The 16,572-nt window shown below is 69.1% G+C and carries 16 protein-coding genes and 1 riboswitch; of the genes, 4 read left to right on the forward strand and 12 right to left on the reverse strand.

Annotated features, from left to right (window positions below):
* Positions 1–45: 45 nt before the first annotated feature.
* The gene (locus DFR41_RS02835; RefSeq protein WP_017761110.1) at positions 46–1,545 is read right to left on the reverse strand and encodes a M20 family metallopeptidase; all 1,500 of its coding nucleotides are present in this window, start codon (positions 1,543–1,545) and stop codon (positions 46–48) included.
* Between the two features lie 101 nt (positions 1,546–1,646).
* Between DFR41_RS02835 and DFR41_RS02840 the strand changes: the two genes are divergently transcribed.
* A complete protein-coding gene (locus tag DFR41_RS02840; RefSeq protein ID WP_114801621.1) occupies positions 1,647–2,441 on the forward strand; it encodes a DUF72 domain-containing protein in 795 nt (264 codons plus the stop codon).
* 40 nt (positions 2,442–2,481) lie between these two features.
* On the opposite strand, the gene DFR41_RS02845 is transcribed toward DFR41_RS02840, so the two are convergent.
* Complete coding sequence (locus DFR41_RS02845; protein WP_017758829.1) at positions 2,482–3,012, reverse strand: bactofilin family protein; 531 nt, start codon at positions 3,010–3,012, stop codon at positions 2,482–2,484.
* A gap of 164 nt (positions 3,013–3,176) precedes the next feature.
* On the opposite strand from DFR41_RS02845, the gene DFR41_RS02850 reads away from it, so the two are divergent.
* The gene (locus DFR41_RS02850) at positions 3,177–4,118 is read left to right on the forward strand and encodes an ion transporter (RefSeq protein ID WP_017758828.1); all 942 of its coding nucleotides are present in this window, start codon (positions 3,177–3,179) and stop codon (positions 4,116–4,118) included.
* Here DFR41_RS02850 and metW read toward each other — a convergent pair.
* From metW to DFR41_RS02865, 3 genes are all read right to left on the reverse strand, one after another.
* A complete protein-coding gene (gene metW, locus DFR41_RS02855; protein WP_017758827.1) occupies positions 4,099–4,749 on the reverse strand; it encodes a methionine biosynthesis protein MetW in 651 nt (216 codons plus the stop codon). The genes DFR41_RS02850 and metW overlap by 20 nt on opposite strands.
* Positions 4,746–5,873 (reverse strand): homoserine O-succinyltransferase MetX, encoded by a 1,128-nt coding sequence (gene metX, locus DFR41_RS02860; RefSeq protein WP_114801622.1) that lies wholly within the window; start codon positions 5,871–5,873, stop codon positions 4,746–4,748. The genes metW and metX overlap by 4 nt, the downstream gene beginning before the upstream one ends.
* 155 nt (positions 5,874–6,028) lie before the next feature.
* On the reverse strand, positions 6,029–6,601 hold the full coding sequence (locus DFR41_RS02865; protein WP_017758961.1) for a TMEM165/GDT1 family protein: 573 nt from the start codon (positions 6,599–6,601) through the stop codon (positions 6,029–6,031).
* 16 nt (positions 6,602–6,617) lie between these two features.
* A riboswitch (yybP-ykoY riboswitch) is annotated at positions 6,618–6,795 on the reverse strand.
* Between the two features lie 387 nt (positions 6,796–7,182).
* On the opposite strand from DFR41_RS02865, the gene DFR41_RS02870 reads away from it, so the two are divergent.
* Positions 7,183–7,692, forward strand: coding sequence for an RNA recognition motif domain-containing protein (locus DFR41_RS02870; protein ID WP_114801623.1), 510 nt, complete (start codon positions 7,183–7,185; stop codon positions 7,690–7,692).
* 143 nt (positions 7,693–7,835) lie between these two features.
* On the opposite strand, the gene DFR41_RS02875 is transcribed toward DFR41_RS02870, so the two are convergent.
* The 4 genes from DFR41_RS02875 to DFR41_RS02890 are packed head-to-tail and all read right to left on the reverse strand — an operon-like array spanning position 7,836 to position 10,857.
* Positions 7,836–8,639, reverse strand: coding sequence for an SDR family oxidoreductase (locus DFR41_RS02875; RefSeq protein WP_114801624.1), 804 nt, complete (start codon positions 8,637–8,639; stop codon positions 7,836–7,838).
* Positions 8,640–8,660: 21 nt separating this feature from the next.
* Complete coding sequence (lptC, locus tag DFR41_RS02880) at positions 8,661–9,296, reverse strand: LPS export ABC transporter periplasmic protein LptC (protein WP_017760456.1); 636 nt, start codon at positions 9,294–9,296, stop codon at positions 8,661–8,663.
* Entirely contained in the window at positions 9,293–9,871 is a 579-nt protein-coding gene (locus tag DFR41_RS02885; protein WP_017760455.1) for a KdsC family phosphatase, read from the reverse strand. Before DFR41_RS02885 ends, lptC begins: the two co-directional genes overlap by 4 nt.
* On the reverse strand, positions 9,871–10,857 hold the full coding sequence (locus tag DFR41_RS02890) for a KpsF/GutQ family sugar-phosphate isomerase (RefSeq protein ID WP_017760454.1): 987 nt from the start codon (positions 10,855–10,857) through the stop codon (positions 9,871–9,873). The genes DFR41_RS02885 and DFR41_RS02890 overlap by 1 nt, the downstream gene beginning before the upstream one ends.
* Before the next feature lie 69 nt (positions 10,858–10,926).
* On the opposite strand from DFR41_RS02890, the gene DFR41_RS02895 reads away from it, so the two are divergent.
* A complete protein-coding gene (locus DFR41_RS02895) occupies positions 10,927–12,915 on the forward strand; it encodes a monovalent cation:proton antiporter family protein (protein WP_114801625.1) in 1,989 nt (662 codons plus the stop codon).
* A gap of 89 nt (positions 12,916–13,004) precedes the next feature.
* Here DFR41_RS02895 and mnmE read toward each other — a convergent pair whose 3' ends face one another.
* The 3 genes from mnmE to yidD all read right to left on the reverse strand — a co-directional run bounded on the left by mnmE (position 13,005) and on the right by yidD (position 16,559).
* Positions 13,005–14,423, reverse strand: coding sequence for a tRNA uridine-5-carboxymethylaminomethyl(34) synthesis GTPase MnmE (mnmE, locus tag DFR41_RS02900; RefSeq protein ID WP_114801626.1), 1,419 nt, complete (start codon positions 14,421–14,423; stop codon positions 13,005–13,007).
* A gap of 118 nt (positions 14,424–14,541) precedes the next feature.
* A complete protein-coding gene (yidC, locus tag DFR41_RS02905) occupies positions 14,542–16,302 on the reverse strand; it encodes a membrane protein insertase YidC (protein ID WP_017760451.1) in 1,761 nt (586 codons plus the stop codon).
* Positions 16,299–16,559: a membrane protein insertion efficiency factor YidD gene (yidD, locus tag DFR41_RS02910; RefSeq protein ID WP_114801627.1), complete on the reverse strand. Its 261-nt coding sequence runs from the start codon at positions 16,557–16,559 to the stop codon at positions 16,299–16,301. Before yidD ends, yidC begins: the two co-directional genes overlap by 4 nt.
* Positions 16,560–16,572: the final 13 nt, after the last annotated feature.

The following is a 16,572-nucleotide window of genomic DNA, read 5'->3' on the forward strand; positions in this document are numbered from 1 at the left end:
GCCCACGCGCGCCATGGGCTGAAGGCCGGGCCGCGACGACCCGCTTCAGGCCGCCTGTTCGGCCGCGTGCTTGGCCGGCATCGCGGCCATCACCTGCGCGACGGCGGCCGTCAGCCGCTTGGCATAGGGCACGTGCAGGAACTCGTTGGGCCCGTGGGCATTGCTCTTCGGGCCCAGCACGCCGCAGACCATCATCTGCGCTTTCGGAAAGCCGGCGCTCAGCATGTTCATCAGCGGGATCGTGCCGCCCTGGCCGATGTAGCCGCAGGGCGCGCCGAAATGGGCCTGGCTGGCAGCGTCCAGCGCCTGCTGGAACCACGGCACCATGGCCGGCGCGTTCCAGCCGGTGGCGCCGCCACCGGACTCGAAGGTCACCTTGGCCTGGTAGGGCGCGTTGTCCTCCAGCAGCGCCTTCAGCTCCTGCACCACCTGCGCCGCCTCCACCAGCGGCGGCAGGCGCAGCGAGAGCTTGAAGGCCGTGTAGGGCCGCAGCACGTTGCCGGCGTCCTTCAAGGCCGGGAAGCCCTCGGCGCCCGTCACCGACAGCGTCGGCCGCCAGGTGCGGTTGAGCAGCGCCTCCACCGGATCGGTGGTGGTCGGCAGCGCGAAGGCGGTCGCGCCGCCGCAGTCGTAGTGCGCCCAGGGGAAGCGCTTGTAGACCTCGTCGCCCAGGATGGCGGCGGTGGCCCTGGCCTGCGCCAGGCGTTCGGCGGGCACCTCGCAATGGAAGCTGGCGGGCAGCAGGCGGCCGGTCTTGCTGTCCTCCAGCCGGTCCAGCACCTGCCGCATGATGCGAAAGCTCGACGGCACGAGGCCCGAGGCGTCGCCCGAATGGATGCCCTCGGTGAGGATCTCGACCTTGAGCGTGCCGCCGGCCAAGCCGCGCAGCGAGGTGGTGAGCCAGAGCTGGTCGTAGTTGCCGGCACCCGAGTCCAGGCAGACCACCAGCGCCACCTCGCCCAGGCGGCTGCGCAGCGCGTCCACGTAGGGCAGCAGGTCGTAGGAGCCGGATTCCTCGCAGGTCTCGATCAGGCCGACGATGCGCGGATGGGCCACGCCCTGCGCCTTCAGCGCCTGAATGGCCGCGACGCTGGCGTAGATGGCATAGCCGTCGTCCGCGCCGCCGCGGCCGTAGAGCAGGCCGTCTTCGTACTTGGGCGTCCAGGGGCCGAGGTCACGGCGCCAGCCGGTGAACTCGGGCTGCTTGTCCAGGTGGCCGTACATCAGCACGGTTTCGTTCATCGCCGTGCCGCTGGCGGGCAGCTCGAAGAACAGCACCGGAGTGCGGCCTTCCAGGCGCACGATCTCCAGCGTGAGGCCCTCGACCTTCTGCGCCTCGACCCAGGTGGCGGCATTGCGCAGCACCGTCTCCAGGTAGCCGTTGGCCGACCAGTCCGGATCGAAGCCCGGCGACTTGGCCGGAATGGCGATGTAGTCGGTGAGCTGGCGGACGATGTCGCCGTCCCAGCGGGCGGTGACGTCGGCCAGGGCGCGCTCGGTGTCGAGCAGGCCGGCGGGGAATTCTTTGTGCAGAGGGGCGTTCATCGGCGTTTCTCCGTGGGGCGCGTGGCCAGGGCAATCGATCCATTTTGCGCCGGGATGGGCCCCGGCGTAGAGTGCGCCAGCCGCATCACCCCTGCACGCCCATGCCCAAGAAAGCCGCCCCTGCCGCCGCCGACCTGCCCGCCTCGCCGCAGACGCCCGTGCGCGTGGGCATCGGCGGCTGGACCTTCGAGCCCTGGCGCGGCAGCTTCTACCCGCCCGGCCTGCCGCATGCGCAGGAACTGGCCCACGCCAGCCGGCGACTCACAGCCATCGAGGTCAATGGCACCTTCTACAGCACCTTCAAGCCCGACACCTTCCGCAAGTGGCGCGAGGCCACGCCCGAGGGCTTCGTCTTCTCGCTCAAGGCGCACCGCGTGACGACGCACCGGCGCGAGCTGGCCAAGGCCGGCGATGCAGTGCAGCGCTTCATCGGCAGCGGCTTGGCCGAGCTGGGCGACCGGCTGGGGCCCATCGTCTGGCAGTTCATGCCCACGCATGCGTTCGACGCCGTGGACTTCGGCGCCTTCCTGGAACTGCTGCCGCCTCAGGTCGATGGCCTGCTGCTGCAGCATGTGATGGAGGTGCGCCATTCCAGCTTCATCGATCCGGCCTACCTGGCCCTGGCCGCGCGGCACGGCGCGGCGACCGTCTTCACCGACAGCCCGAAATTCCCGTCCTTCGACGCGCCGCAGGGCCCCATCGTCTATGCGCGGCTGATGGATGCGCAGCCGCGCTTCGCCAACGGCTATGCACCCCGCGCGCTCGATGCACTGGCGACCCAGGCGCGGGGCTGGGTGGCCGAGCGGCCCACCTACGTCTTCTTCATCAACGGCCACAAAGAAAAAGCCCCCGCCGCGGCGGAGGCTCTTCTGAAGCGGCTGGCCGACGCGCCTTGAACGGCGCGTCGCGCAACGCCGGCGATGGCGATGGCGATGCTCAGGCCGCCAGGGCGGGCTTGGCGTCGCTCGCGGCGCTCGTGCCCACGCTGATCTCGCCGGAGAGCTGGCCGCCCTCCTCGATCACGATCTTGCCGTAGCGGATCTTGCCCGACACCTTGCCGGTGGCATGGATCACCAGCTTCTGGCGCACGGTCAGGTTGCCGTCGAATACGCCGCGGATCTCGGCGATGTCGATCTCGGCCGAGCCCTTGAAGGCGCCCTGCTCGGCGATCTGGATGACGCGCGAATCCATGGTCGCCTCGACCGTGCCCTCGACCACCAGCGTGTCGCAGTCGGTGATCTCGACGCCCTTGAGCTTGATGTTGGGACCGACGGTCAGCTTGCTGCCCGTTTCCTGCACCGGAGCCTGTGCGGCGGCTGGCGTTGCGGCAGGTGCCGAGGCCAGCGCCGGCCCACCCACAGGATGGCCCGACAGCGTGCCGGCGCCCATCAGCGGGGCGGGACGCGAGGTCAGGCTGTCGTTGGGGTCACGGTCACGTTTGCCGAAGAAGGGGGATTGCGAAGCCAAAGGGTGATCTCCTTGCGAAAGCGCCAATGGTAGGCAAGCGATTCTGAATGTTGACACTTCTTTGCGAAAGATCGGTAACAACCCGCGGCAGGGCCGATGTCGCCGGCCTCGCCGCCTTGCCGTCAGAATTCGCCGCGTCCGGCCCTACCGCACTTCCTTCCTGCATGACCCCGCACAACGACCTCGCCCATCACGACGACATCCCAGGCATGTTCGATGACCGGGCGGCCGACGCCCGCTTCGGCAAACCCGCCGCCGGCTGGCGTCGCACGCTCTTCACGGTCATCTTCGAATCGGAGACGCGGGCCGGCCGCAGCTTCGACCTGCTGCTGATCGCGGCCATCCTGACGAGCGTCGGCGTGGTCATGCTCGAGAGCATGGCCGGGATGCGGGCCCGCCATGGCGTGGTGCTGCACGGGCTCGAATGGGTGTTCACCGCGCTCTTCACCCTGGAGTACCTGGCCCGCCTGGTGTGCGTACAGCGCCCGCTGCGCTATGCCCTCAGCTTCTATGGCGTGATCGACCTGCTGGCCCTGCTGCCAACCTACCTGGTGGCCCTGGAGCCGTCGCTGGGCGCGCTGATCGACGTGCGCGTGCTGCGGCTGCTGCGGGTGTTCCGCATCTTCAAGCTGTCGCGCTATGCGCACGAATACCGCACGCTCGCCCTCGCGCTGGCGGCCAGCGCGCGCAAGATCACGGTCTTCCTGGGATTCGTGATGCTGCTGGTGCTGGTATCGGGCACGCTCATGTACGTGGTGGAAGGGCCGCCGCACGGCTTCACCAGCATTCCCACCGCCATGTACTGGGCGGTCTCGACGATGACGACGGTGGGCTTCGGCGATCTGGTGCCCCGCACCGACATGGGCCGGCTCATCGCGTCGGCCATGATGCTGACCGGCTGGGGTGTGCTGGCGGTGCCCACCGGCATCGTCACGGCCGAGATGGGCGCGCAGCGGCGGCTGCAGACGCTGCGCGACCGCACCGCCGCCGATGCGCATTGCACCGCCTGCGGCACGGGCGGCCATGCGGACGACGCGCACTACTGCCGGCGGTGCGGCACCGCGCTGCCGCGCGCCGGGGTCGCACTCAGTCCCGCTCGAACTTGAAGACGGCCGTCGCGGCGCGCAGGTTGGGCAACCAGCGCACCTCGCGGCCGTGCTGCACGCCGAACGCATCCAGCACGCGCAGGCGGTTCTTGCGCGCCAGGGCGTCGAAGTCGCGGAAGGTGCCCACGCGGATGTTGGGCGTGTCGTACCACTGGTAGGGCAGCCGCCGCGTCACCGGCATGCGGCCCTGCAGGATGCTCAGGCGGTTGGGCCAGTGCGCGAAGTTGGGAAAGGCGACGATGCCGATGCGACCCACGCGCGCCGTCTCGCGCAGCATGATCTCGGCATTGCGCAGGTGCTGCAGCGTGTCGATCTGCAGCACCACGTCGAAGCTGGCGTCCTCGAACATCGACAGGCCCTCGTCGAGGTTCAGCTGGATCACGTCGACGCCGCGGCGCACGCCTTGCAGCACGTTGCCGTCGGCGATCTCCACTCCGTAGCCGGTGCAGCCGCGCTCGCGCTGCAGGCGCTCGAGCAGCGCGCCGTCGCCGCAGCCCAGGTCGAGCACGCGCGCGCCCTCGGGCACGAGGCGGACGATGCGGTCGTTGATGTCGTGGGTCGTGCGCAAGGGCGTGCCTTCGGCGTCGCCTGCGGTGCGCAACCCCTTGGGAGCGGCAGGGCGGGTGGTCATTGCAGCTCCTTCGCGATGCCGTCGAACCAGGCGCGCACGACCCCCAGGTAGCGGGTGTCGTCCAGCAGGAAGGCGTCGTGGCCGTGCGGCGCGTCGATCTCGGCGTAGCTGACGCTGCGGCGGTTGTCGAGCAGTGCCTTGACGATCTCGCGGCTGCGCGCCGGCGAGAAGCGCCAGTCGGTGGTGAAGCTCACGAGCAGGAACTTGGCCATGGCCCGCTCGAACGCCGCGCGCAGGCTGCCGCCGTAGGCCGCGGCCGGGTCGAAGTAGTCGAGCGCACGCGTGATCAGCAGGTAGGTGTTGGCGTCGAAGTACTCGCTGAACTTGTCGCCCTGGTGGCGCAGGTAGCTCTCGATCTGGAACTCCACGTCGTGCGTGGTGTAGCGCACCTGCATGCCCTCGCGCAGTTGGCGGCCGAACTTGGCGTTCATCACGTCGTCGCTGAGGTAGGTGATGTGGCCGATCATCCGGGCGATGGTCAGCCCTCGCTTGGGCACCACGCCGTAGTCGTAGAAGTGGCCGCCGTGGAAGTCGGGGTCGGTCACGATGGCACGGCGCGCCACCTCGTTGAAGGCGATGTTCTCGGCGTTGAGGTTGGGCGCGCTGGCGATCACCGCGGCGTGGCGCACACGCTCGGGGTACTGCAGCGTCCACGACAGCGCCTGCATGCCGCCCAGGCTGCCGCCCATCACGGCGGCGAGGGTGTCGATGCCCAGCGCATCGAGCAGGCGGGCCTGGGCATCCACCCAGTCCTCCACCGTCACCACCGGAAAGTCCGCGCCCCACGGCCGCCCCGTCGCCGGATTGGTGTGCATCGGCCCGGTCGAGCCGAAGCAGGAGCCCAGGTTGTTGATGCCGATGACGAAGAAGCGGTCGGTGTCCACCGACTTGCCGGGGCCGATCATGTTGTCCCACCAACCCTGCGACTTCGGCTGGCCGGCGTACTGGCCGGCCACGTGGTGCGAGGCATTGAGCGCATGGCAGACCAGCACGGCATTGCTGCGGTCGGCATTGAGCGTGCCGTAGGTCTCGTAGGCCAACGCGTAGTCGCCGATGGCGCTGCCGCTGCGCAGCGGCAGCGGCGTCGCGAAGGACATGGACTGGGGTGTGACGTCGAAGGACATGGGAGCAAAAAGAAAACCCGGCCTCGCCAAAAACGAGCCGGGTTGCGGGCATCCGTCTTTAGCTGCATTTATCAAGCGCCCGCAAGCTGGAGCAAATCGGCGCTGTGGAAAGTATAGGCCGGGCGGCGCCGTCGCCGCCCGGCGAGGGACATGCCTCAGGCGCCCCAGCCGATGAGCGCGGCCACGCCCAGCACCAGAAAGATGACGGCCGAGATGCTGTGCACGAGCTTGATCGGCACCTTGCGCACGATGCGCTCGCCCAGCCACACCACCGGCGCATTGGCCAGCATCATGCCCAGCGTGGTGCCGATCACCACCCACAGGTAGTCGTGCGTGAAGCGGGCCGCGAGCATGACGGTGGCGATCTGCGTCTTGTCGCCCATCTCCGCCAGGAAGAAGGCCACCAGCGTGGTGCCGAAGACGCCGAACTTGGAGGCGCTGCGCGGCGCCTCGTCCTCGTCGAGCTTGTCGGGAATCAGCATCCAGACGGCCATCGCGATGAAGGACAGGCCCAGTATCCAGCGCAGGACCGTGGGCCCGAGAAAGCTGGTCACCCAGGCGCCGACGGCACCCGCCAGTGCATGGTTGACGACCGTGGCCGCAAAGATGCCCAGCACGATGGGCCAGGGCTTGCGGAAACGCGCCGCAAGGACGAGGGAAAGGAGTTGGGTCTTGTCACCCATTTCAGCCAGCGCGACGATGCCGGTGGCTACCAGAAAGGCTTCCATAGAGATGTGGGGTTCCTCGGCCGAAGGACGCAATCGACCACGCAGCGCCTTCGGCCTTGTTCCCGAAGCTGCGTGGTCAATGGTCTCGCCAGGTCTTCACTGCATGCGCCATGTTCCGCGTGGGGCGCGGTACAAGTCTGTTGACGCATGCCCTTCTCGCACTCGGAAGGCGGCTACTCCCCAAAGACGGGGCGGATTCTAGCGGCCCTTGCCGCGCTGCAGCATGACGTTATTGGTGCGGGTGCAGGACGCCCGCCGCGGTTGGCGTCAGAAAAAGGAGGCGCAACCACGCCCGATTAACTCGATGATCTCTTCCGATTACTTAGGAAACCTGTGTTTTCACCGGGCCATCGATGTCAGTGTGCGCAAGCTTCGTAGACTCACGGAGGTTGTTGCAATTCAAGGGAAATTCCTGCCCCCCTCCCAAATAAATCACCCATAATGGGTGGACCTTCGGCCCGGAAAGCCGCAGGCCATTGGGTGATCGGTCAGTTTCGTCAGCCCCGCAGGCCAACATGCTGCGGGTCTTGCGCCCGGGACTCCATCGCTGCTTTTCTTTGTGTTTTACAGGAGTCCCATTCATGGGCAACAAACTCTACGTCGGCAACCTGCCCTATTCGGTGCGCGACGGTGATCTCGAACAGGCTTTCGGCCAGTTCGGCGCAGTGACCAGCGCCAAGGTCATGATGGAGCGCGAAACCGGCCGTTCCAAAGGCTTTGGTTTCGTGGAAATGGGCAGCGACGCCGAGGCGCAGGCTGCCATTCAGGGCATGAACGGCCAGCCGCTGGGCGGCCGCAGTGTCGTGGTCAACGAGGCGCGCCCCATGGAGCCGCGTCCGCCCCGTAGCGGTGGCGGCGGCTACGGTGGTGGTGGCGGTGGTTACGGCGGTGGCGGTGGCTACGGTGGTGGTGGCGGTGGTTACGGCGGCGGCGGTGGTGGCCGCAGCGGTGGCGGCGGCTACGGCGGCCGCGGCGGCGGCGGTGGCGGCGGCAACGACGGCAGCTTCCGCAGCCCCTACGGCACCGGCCCGCGCGGCGGTGGCGGTGGCGGCGGTGGTCGCGGCGGCGGTGGCGGCGGCAACAACTACTGATCGCACACGTTGTCGTTCCGCTTTGCGGAACGACTCAACGAAAGGCTCCCTCGGGAGCCTTTTTCATGCACGCCTGCTTGGCGTTCCTGCCGCAGCCTCAGCACGCCAGTCCATCCAGCAGACAGGCTGCGACGCCGCGGCGCTCAGCGAGGCGTGTCGGCTTCGTCCCGGCGGCGCTTTCGGCCGCGGCCTTGCACCGCCCTGTCATAGATGGCGTTGGGCAGCACCCTCATCAGTTTGGCGACGACCCCCATCTGCCAGGGAATGACGCGGTAGCTGATCCCGGCCTCGATGGTGCGGAAGGCCCGGTCGGCAAAGACCTCCGCGGAGATGAGGAAGGGCATGCCATAGCGATTGCCCCGGGTGAGCGGCGTGTCCACATAGCCCGGACAGACCGTCACCACACGGACGCCGCTGCCACGCAACTCGGTGCGCACGCTTTCGCAATACGCCACGACCGCCGCCTTGCTGGCGCAGTAGGCGCCGTGCCCCGGCAGCCCCCGAATCGCGGCCACGCTGCCGATGCCCACCAGCCGCCCGCTCCCCCGGCGCACCATCGCGGCGATGAAGGGATGGAAGGTGGCGGCCAGGCCCACGTTGTTGAGCGCGAAGGTCTCGGCCATCACGTCCAGATCGGCACGCTCGGCCGTGTCCATGCCGACGCTGATGCCCGCATTGGCAATGACCACCTCGGGCAGACCCTGCGCAGCCAGGCAGGCCTCACCCGCCGCGACGATGCTGTCGACCGAAGCCACATCGGCGCCGTAGATGCCGCAACGATCCGGCCCCAGACCCCGAGACGCCGCCCACTCCTGCATCTGCGCCGTGCGCCGCGCCACGAGCGCCAGCCGCCAGCCCGCCTGGGCATAGCGGGCCGCCAGCGCCTGCCCGATACCGCTGGACGCGCCAGTGATGAAGACCAGGGGGGCAAGGGCAGGGGCGGACATGGGCGGTTCCTGCAGATACGGCTAGCGCCTGCCCGCCGGTGCCGGCGGCATGATCTGGCCGCGGACGCGCCCCCGCAGATTGGCGATGCCGCTCATGTGGTCGTAGTCCATCGCATCGGCCTTGAACGTGTCGCTGCCCCGGATCAGCGTGACCGGCAGATGGGAGCGCACCCGGTCCTCGTTGGTGAACACATGCAGGAAGTCGCCCCGGAATTCCAGCCGGGGCGCCGGCTTGCCATCGGGAAGCTTGCCTTCGTCGCGGATCACCACGGCATTGCCGAAGAGCTGGATCTCGCTGGCATCGCCATTGGAAAGACCGCGGTTGGCCGTGGCCCGCGTGACCAGCCCCTGGGGCGACACCGAACGCACACGCACGTCGTCGACCTCCATCGTGTCGGTGTCGGGGTAGTGACGACCTTCCCGGCCGCTGATCTCGCTGTGCAGCGAGCCGTCGGGCAGGAAGCTGCGCACGGTGAAGTTGCGCATGAAGAAGTCCGGGTCGTGCGAGACCGGGGCCGCAGCGTGCGGCTTGATCAGTTCCGGCGCGTTGCGCACCAGCCAGTAGGTGCCGAGCGCCAGCAGGCCTGTCAGGATGATCGGCAGGTAGAGGCTCAGCCGGTCGAAAGCCAGCCCGAAGACGGAGACGACGCGCTTCATGCGTCGGGCACCCCGATGGCGGCGTCCAGCAGGCCGGCATATCGCCCGCATGCGCACAGCAGCAGGTCGCAGAACTCGCGGGCCGCGCCCTCGCCGCCCCGCAGGCGGGTGACATGGCGCACGATGGCCGCCACCTCCGGATGCGCATTGGCCGGTGCGGCCGCGAAGGCCACCCGGCGCAGCACGGGCAGGTCGGGCCAGTCGTCGCCAATGGCCGCCGCCTGTGCCCAGTCGAGGCCCAGGGCCGCCAGGATCTCGGTGGAGGCGGCGATCTTGTCCATCACCCCGTAGCGCGCATGCCGCACGCCGAGTGCCTGCAGCCGGGCACGCAGCGGCGCCGAGTCGCGGCCGGTGACCACCACGGGCTCGATGCCGGCCTTGCGCAGCATCTGCAGCCCGTAGCCGTCGAGCACGCTGAAGCGCTTGAGCGTCTCGCCCGCGTCGGTGAAGTAGATGCCGCCATCGGTCAGCACGCCGTCGACATCGAAGAAGGCGACGCGCACATCCTGCGCGGCCAGCAGCAGTTCGGGGTCGAAAGTGAGTACGGGTCGGGCGCCCTGCGGTTGCGGCGCCATCAGATGACCTTCGCCCGCATCAGGTCGGTGGTGTTGAGCGCGCCGGCCAGTCGGCCTTCGGCATCGACGACGAACAGGCGGGTGATGCCATGCTGCTCCATGAGTTCGGCCGCCTCGACAGCCAGGGCGTCCTGGCGGATGGTGCGCGGGCCGCGGTGCATGACTTCGGTGGCACGGATGCCGCGCAGGTCGGCGCCCGCCTCGATCAGCCGGCGCAGGTCGCCGTCGGTGAAGATGCCTTCGGCACGGCCCTGGGCATCCATCACCGCCGCGGCGCCGAAGCCCTGCACGCTCATGGCGCGCATGAGCTCGGTGATGCCGGCCTGGGGCGAGACCTGCGGCACCGCACTGCCCTGGCGCATGACGTCGGCTACATGGGTGAGCAGCTTTCGCCCCAGCGCACCGCCCGGATGCGAGCGGGCGAAGTCTTCGGCACCGAAGCCGCGCGCATCGAGCAGCGCGACGGCCAGCGCGTCGCCCAGCGCCATCTGCGCGGTGGTGCTGGCGGTCGGCGCCAGGTTCAGCGGGCAGGCTTCCTTCTCGACGCCGCTGTCCAGCACCAGGTCGGCATGCCGGGCCAGCGACGAGGTCGCGCCGCCGGTCATGGCAATCAGAGGCACGCCCTGGCGCTTGAGCACGGGCAGGATCGCGTCGAGTTCATTGCTTTCGCCGCTGTTGGAGATGGCCAGCACCACGTCCGCGGCCGTGACCATGCCCAGATCGCCATGGCTGGCCTCGGCGGGGTGCACGAACATGGCAGGCGTGCCGGTGGAGGCCAGGGTCGCGGCGATCTTGCGGCCCACATGGCCGCTCTTGCCCATGCCCATGACCACCACCCGGCCCTGCAGGGCCAGGATCCGCCGGACCGCCTCGACGAAGCTCTGGCCGATGCGTGCCTTGAGGCCCAGCACGGCGGCGGCCTCGATGTCGAAAGTGGCGCGTGCGCGGGCCAGCAACGCGTCGGGGTCCGGGGCCGGAAAGCTCATCGGGCGATTTTATCGGCGCGCCTTGCCCCCGCCCCGGTGCAGTGCATGGCCCTTGCTAGCATCCAGCGGATGAATACCTTCGAGCTGACGCTGCTCTACCTGCTGGCCGCCGTGCTGGGCGTGGTGGGCTGCCGCTCGCTCAAGCTGCCGCCGATGCTGGGCTACCTGATGGCGGGCGTGCTGATCGGTCCGCATGCCTTCGCGCTCGCGCAGGATTCGGACGGCGTGCGCCACCTGGGCGAGTTCGGCGTGGTGTTCCTGATGTTCGTGATCGGGCTCGAGTTCAGCCTGCCCAAGCTGCGCGCCATGCGCCAGCATGTGTTCGGCCTGGGCCTGCTGCAGGTGGCGCTGACGATGCTGCTGGCCACGGCGGGTGCCCTGGCGCTGGCGCGCCTGCTGCCCGACCCCTGGCGCATGAGCTGGCAGACGGCCCTCGCCCTGTCCGGCGCGCTCGCGATGAGCAGCACCGCCATCGTGGTCAAGTTGATGGCCGAGCGGCTGGAGCTGGAAAGCGAACACGGCCGCCGTGTGATGGGCGTGCTGCTGTTCCAGGATCTGGCGGTGGTCCCGCTGCTGGTGCTGATTCCCGCCCTGGGCGCGCCGCCCGAGGCGCTGCTGCGCGGCCTGGGCCTGGCCCTGATCAAGGCCACCGCCCTGATCGGCCTGCTGCTCTACGGCGGTCCGCGTGTGATGCGCTGGTGGCTGACGCTGGTGGCGCGCCGCCGCAGCGAGGAGCTGTTCATGCTCAACCTGCTGCTGGTCACGCTGGGCCTGGCCTGGCTGACCGAGATGGCCGGACTGTCGCTGGCGCTGGGCGCCTTCATCGCCGGCATGCTGGTGTCGGAGACCGAATACAAGCACCAGGTGGAAAGCGACATCCGGGCCTTCCACGACCTGCTGCTGGGCCTGTTCTTCATCACCATCGGCATGTCGCTGGACTGGCACGTCGTGGTCGAGCGCTGGGCGCTGGTGCTCGTCCTGCTGGTCGTGCCGTTGGGCTTCAAGCTGCTGCTGGTGACCGTGCTGGCGCGGCTGCTGGGGGCGACGGCCGGGGTCTCGCTGCGCACGGGGCTGTACCTGGCGCAGGCGGGCGAGTTCGGCTTCGTGCTGCTGTCGCTGGCCAACGGACGTGGACTGCTCCCGACTTGGCTGGGCGATCCGGTGCTGGCCTCGATGATCCTCTCGATGCTGGCCACGCCCTTCATCGTGATGTACAGCGAGGCCATCGTGCGCAAGCTGGTGGCCAGCGACTGGATGCAGCAGTCGCTGCAGGTGACCAGCCTGGCGCGCAAGATGATCGACACGGCGGAGCACGTGATCATCTGCGGCTACGGCCGCTGCGGCCAGAACCTGGCCCGCATGCTGGAGCGTGAAGGCATTCCCTACATGGCGCTGGACCTGGACCCCGACCGCGTGCGCCAGGCCGCCGCCGCCGGCGACTCGGTGGTCTTCGGCGATGCGGCGCGCCCGCAGGCGCTGATGGCGGCCGGCCTGTCGCGGGCCAGCGCCGTGGCCATCACCTACCTCGACGTGCCGGGCGCCCTCAAGGTGCTGGCGGCGGTGCGCGCCCATGCGCCGACGGTGCCCGTGGTGGTGCGCACCCAGGATGACCACGAGCTGGAGAAGCTGCAGCGCGCCGGCGCCACGGCCGTCGTGCCGGAGACGGTGGAGGGCTCATTGATGCTGGCGAGCCATGCACTGGCGCTGGTCGGCGTGCCGATGCGCCGGGTGATCCGCCTGGCCCAGGAGGCGCGCGATGCCCGCTACCACCTGCTGCGCGGCTACTTCCGCGGCGCGGACGACGACGCCTCGCTGGAAGACCTGGAGCAGGAGCGGCTGGACAGCTTCACGCTGCAGACCGGCAGTCGCTGGGTCGGACAGGCGCTGGCGCGTCTGGGCCTGGCCGATGCGGGCGTGCGCGTGGTGGGCCTGCGGCGCAGCCACGGCCGCACCATGGAGCCGGAGGAAGACACCGTGCTGGAGTCCGGCGACACCCTGGTCCTTTCGGGCCTGCCGGGGCCGCTGGCAACGGCCACCGAGCGGCTGCAACGCGGCTGAAGTCCTCGATGGCCAGCGGAGAGGCACACGCCGCGCCGACTCCGGTGGTGGCGGCCTATTCGGACCGGCGCGCCTGACAGGATGCGAAGCTACTTGCCGATGCAGAAGCGCGAGAAGATCACGCCCAGCAGATCGTCCGCGCCGAACTCTCCGGTGATCTCGTTGAGCGCGTTCTGGGCCAGGCGCAGTTCTTCGGCCAGCAGGTCCAGCGCGGGCATCGGCGCCTCGAGATGGGCCGATGCCAGCTCGAGATGGCCGGCCACCCGATGCAGCGCCTGCACATGGCGGGCGCGGGCCAGGTAAACACCCTCGGGCACTGCCTGCCAGCCCGCCAGCGCCAGCAGCTTCTGGCGCAGGGCTTCGATCCCCTCGCCAGCCTTGGCCGACAGGCGCAGGGCCTCTTCAGGCAGCGCCGGCATCGAGGCGGCCTCGACCGCGTCGGACTTGTTCCAGACCTCCAGCAGCGGCACGCGCGGCGGCAGGCGGCCGGCCAGGCCCGCGCGGATCTCGGCGTCGGCCGCCTGGTAGTCCGGCTGGCCGGCGCGCGTCAGGTCATGGAGGAAGAGCACCGCATCCGCATCCTCGATCTGGCCCCACGCACGGGCGATGCCGATGCGCTCCACCTCGTCGCCGGATTCGCGCAGGCCGGCCGTGTCCACCACATGCAGCGGCACGCCCTGGATCTGGATGGTCTGCGAGACGATGTCGCGCGTGGTGCCCGCCACCGGGCTCACGATGGCCAGCTCGGCGCCGGCCAGCGCATTCAGCAGCGAACTCTTGCCGGCATTGGGCTGGCCGGCGATCACCACCTTGATGCCCTCGCGCAGCAGCGCGCCCTGGCGCGCGCGCTGCTGCACGGCCGCCAGCTGCGCCTGCAGGCGCTGGAGTTGGCCGGCGGCATCGGCCTGCTGCAGGAAGTCGATGTCTTCCTCGGGGAAGTCCAGCGTCGCCTCCACCAGCATGCGCAGGTGGATCAGGGCGTCGCGCAGCGTGTGGATCTCGCGCGAGAAGGCACCGCCCAGCGAACGGCCGGCGCTGCGGGCGGCGGCCTCGGTGCTGGCGTCGATCAGGTCGGCGATGGCCTCGGCCTGGGCCAGGTCGATCTTGCCGTTCTGGAAGGCGCGCTGGCTGAATTCGCCCGGCTGCGCCACGCGCAGGCCGGGCAGGCGCGGGCGGCCGGTGGCGGCATCGGTCTCCTCACCGGCAGCGAGGCAGCGGGCCAGCAGCAGTTGCAGCAGCACCGGGCCGCCGTGCGCCTGGAGTTCGAGCACGTCCTCGCCGGTGAAGGAATTCGGGCCGGGGAAGAACAGCGCCAGGCCATGGTCCAGCGCGCTGCCATCGGCATCGAGAAAAGGCAGGTAGGTCGCCTCGCGCGGCTTGAGATCGCGGCCACAGAGGCCGCGCACCAGCGGCCCAAGGCCCGTGCCGGACACGCGCACGATGCCCACGGCACCGCGGCCAGGAGCCGTGGCGACGGCGGCGATGGGGTCGTTCAGGCGGGCGAGCATGGCGGCGATTCTTTCAGCATTGGCTCGGGCCGGGCGGCATGGCGGCAGAAGCGCACGGCGCTCCAAACGAACAGGCCGCCCGGAGGCGGCCTGTGGCGACGGGCGCGGAACGCGCCGTTTACTTGGTCACGCCCAAGCGCCGGTTGATCACGTACTGCTGCGCGATCGACAGGATGTTGTTCGTGATCCAGTACAGCACCAGGCCGGCCGGGAAGAAGAAGAACATCACGCTGAAGGCCAGCGGCATGATCCACATCAGCTTGGCCTGCATCGGGTCCGGCGGCGTGGGGTTGAGCCAGGTCTGCAGCAGCGTGGTGCCGGTCATGACCAGCGGCAGGATGAACCAGGGGTCGGGTGCCGACAGGTCGCGGATCCACAGGATCCAGGGCGCATGGCGCATCTCGACCGAGGACAGCAGCACCCAGTACAGCGCGATGAACACCGGGATCTGGATCACGATCGGGAAGCAGCCGCCCAGCGGGTTGACCTTCTCCTCGCGGTAGATCCGCATCATCTCCTGCTGCATCTCCTGCGGCTTGTCCTTGAGGCGCTCCCGCATTTCCATGATGCGCGGGTTGATGGCCTTCATCTTCGCCATGCTGCCGTAGGCCTTGGCGTTGAGCCAGAAGAAGGCAGCCTTGAGCAGCACCACCAACGCCACGATGGACCAGCCCCAGTTGCCCAGCAGCTTGTGAAGCTGGTCGAGCAGCCAGTACAGCGGCTTGGAGATGATGGCGAAGATGCCATAGTCCTTCACCAGGTCCAGGCCGGGGGCCAGGGCTTCGAGCTTCTTCTCTTCCTCGGGACCAGCGAAGAGCACGGTGTCCACGGTCTGCGTGGCGCCAGGAGCGACCGTCGGCAGATTGGCCACCATGGCCACTGCATACAGGTTGGGGCCGAGGGCGTCGGGGCCCTGCACGCGGAACTCGCGCTTGAGGCCGGCGCTGTGTGTGGGCTCGACCAGCCAGGCCGCCGCAAAGTAATGCTGCACCATCGCCACCCAACCGGTCTCGGAGGCGGGCGGTATTTCGGCCTTTCCCTTCGCGATGTCGGCGAAGGCGATCTTGTGGAATTTCTTCTCTTCGGTGTAAGCCGCGGGACCGGTGAAGGTGCTGGTGCCCAGCATGCTGCCGTGCGCCTCGACGCCGTGACGCAGGAGTTGCAGGTAGAGCTGCGGATCGCGCGGCTGATCGCCCACGTTCACCACCTGGTGGCGCACATGAATGGCGTAGTCGCCACGCTTGAAGACGTAGGTCTTCACGTACTTGAGGCCGCCGGCAGGCTGCGATTCGAAGCTCACCTCCAGCGTGTCCTGGCCGTCGGCCAACCTGTACGGGCCGGGCTTGGTCGCCATCAGGCTGAGGTGATTGGGGAACATCGCGCCACCACCGGCCGGGTTCAGCAGACCAGTCTGGGCGAGGTAGCGGTTGGCCGGGCCGTCGTCCATCAGCACGACCGGCTCTTCAACCACCGGCAGGGCCGGCATGTTCAGAAGCCGGCGCACCATCGGCATCAGGCCGCCGTGCGAGGTCTCCTGCATGTATTGCAGCAATTCCAGCTTGGCCAATGTGCCGCCCTGCGGGTCGATGGCCGCCTTGAACACGTCGGTCTCGATCTGCACGCGCTCGGCCGGCACGGAAGTGGCCGAGGCCGTGGGTGCCATGGCGGCCGTGCCGCCGGCCGCTGCAGGCACACCCACTGCGGACGCCCCCGGCGCCGATGCGCCGGAAGCCGGCGTCGGCGCCTGGGCGGTGACGGCCGGCTTGGTCGAGGGCAGGAAGGTCGGGCTGCGACCGTTGTGGACCTGCCACTGGTCCCACAGCATCACCAGCGAAAAACCGAAGATCACCCAGAGGATGGTGCGGCGAATGTCGTTCATGAAGAGGACTTCTTGTCGAGAGAGGTGAACAGCCCGGCCCCGGCCGCAGGCGGCACGGGGTCGTGCCCGCCCGCGCACCAGGGATGGCAGCGGGCCATGCGCCTCAGCGTGAGGTAGCTGCCCTGCGCTGCGCCGTGCGTCTGCAGCGCCTCGATGGCGTAGACGGAGCAGGTGGGCGAAAAGCGGCAGGCGCCACCCAGCCATGGGCTGAGCAGCAGACGGTAGGCGCGGACGATGGCAATCAGAAGACGCTGCATCGGCGACGGTCGG

It is taken from the genome of Pseudacidovorax intermedius, assembly GCF_003350475.1.
Lineage (GTDB): Bacteria > Pseudomonadota > Gammaproteobacteria > Burkholderiales > Burkholderiaceae_C > Xenophilus > Xenophilus intermedius.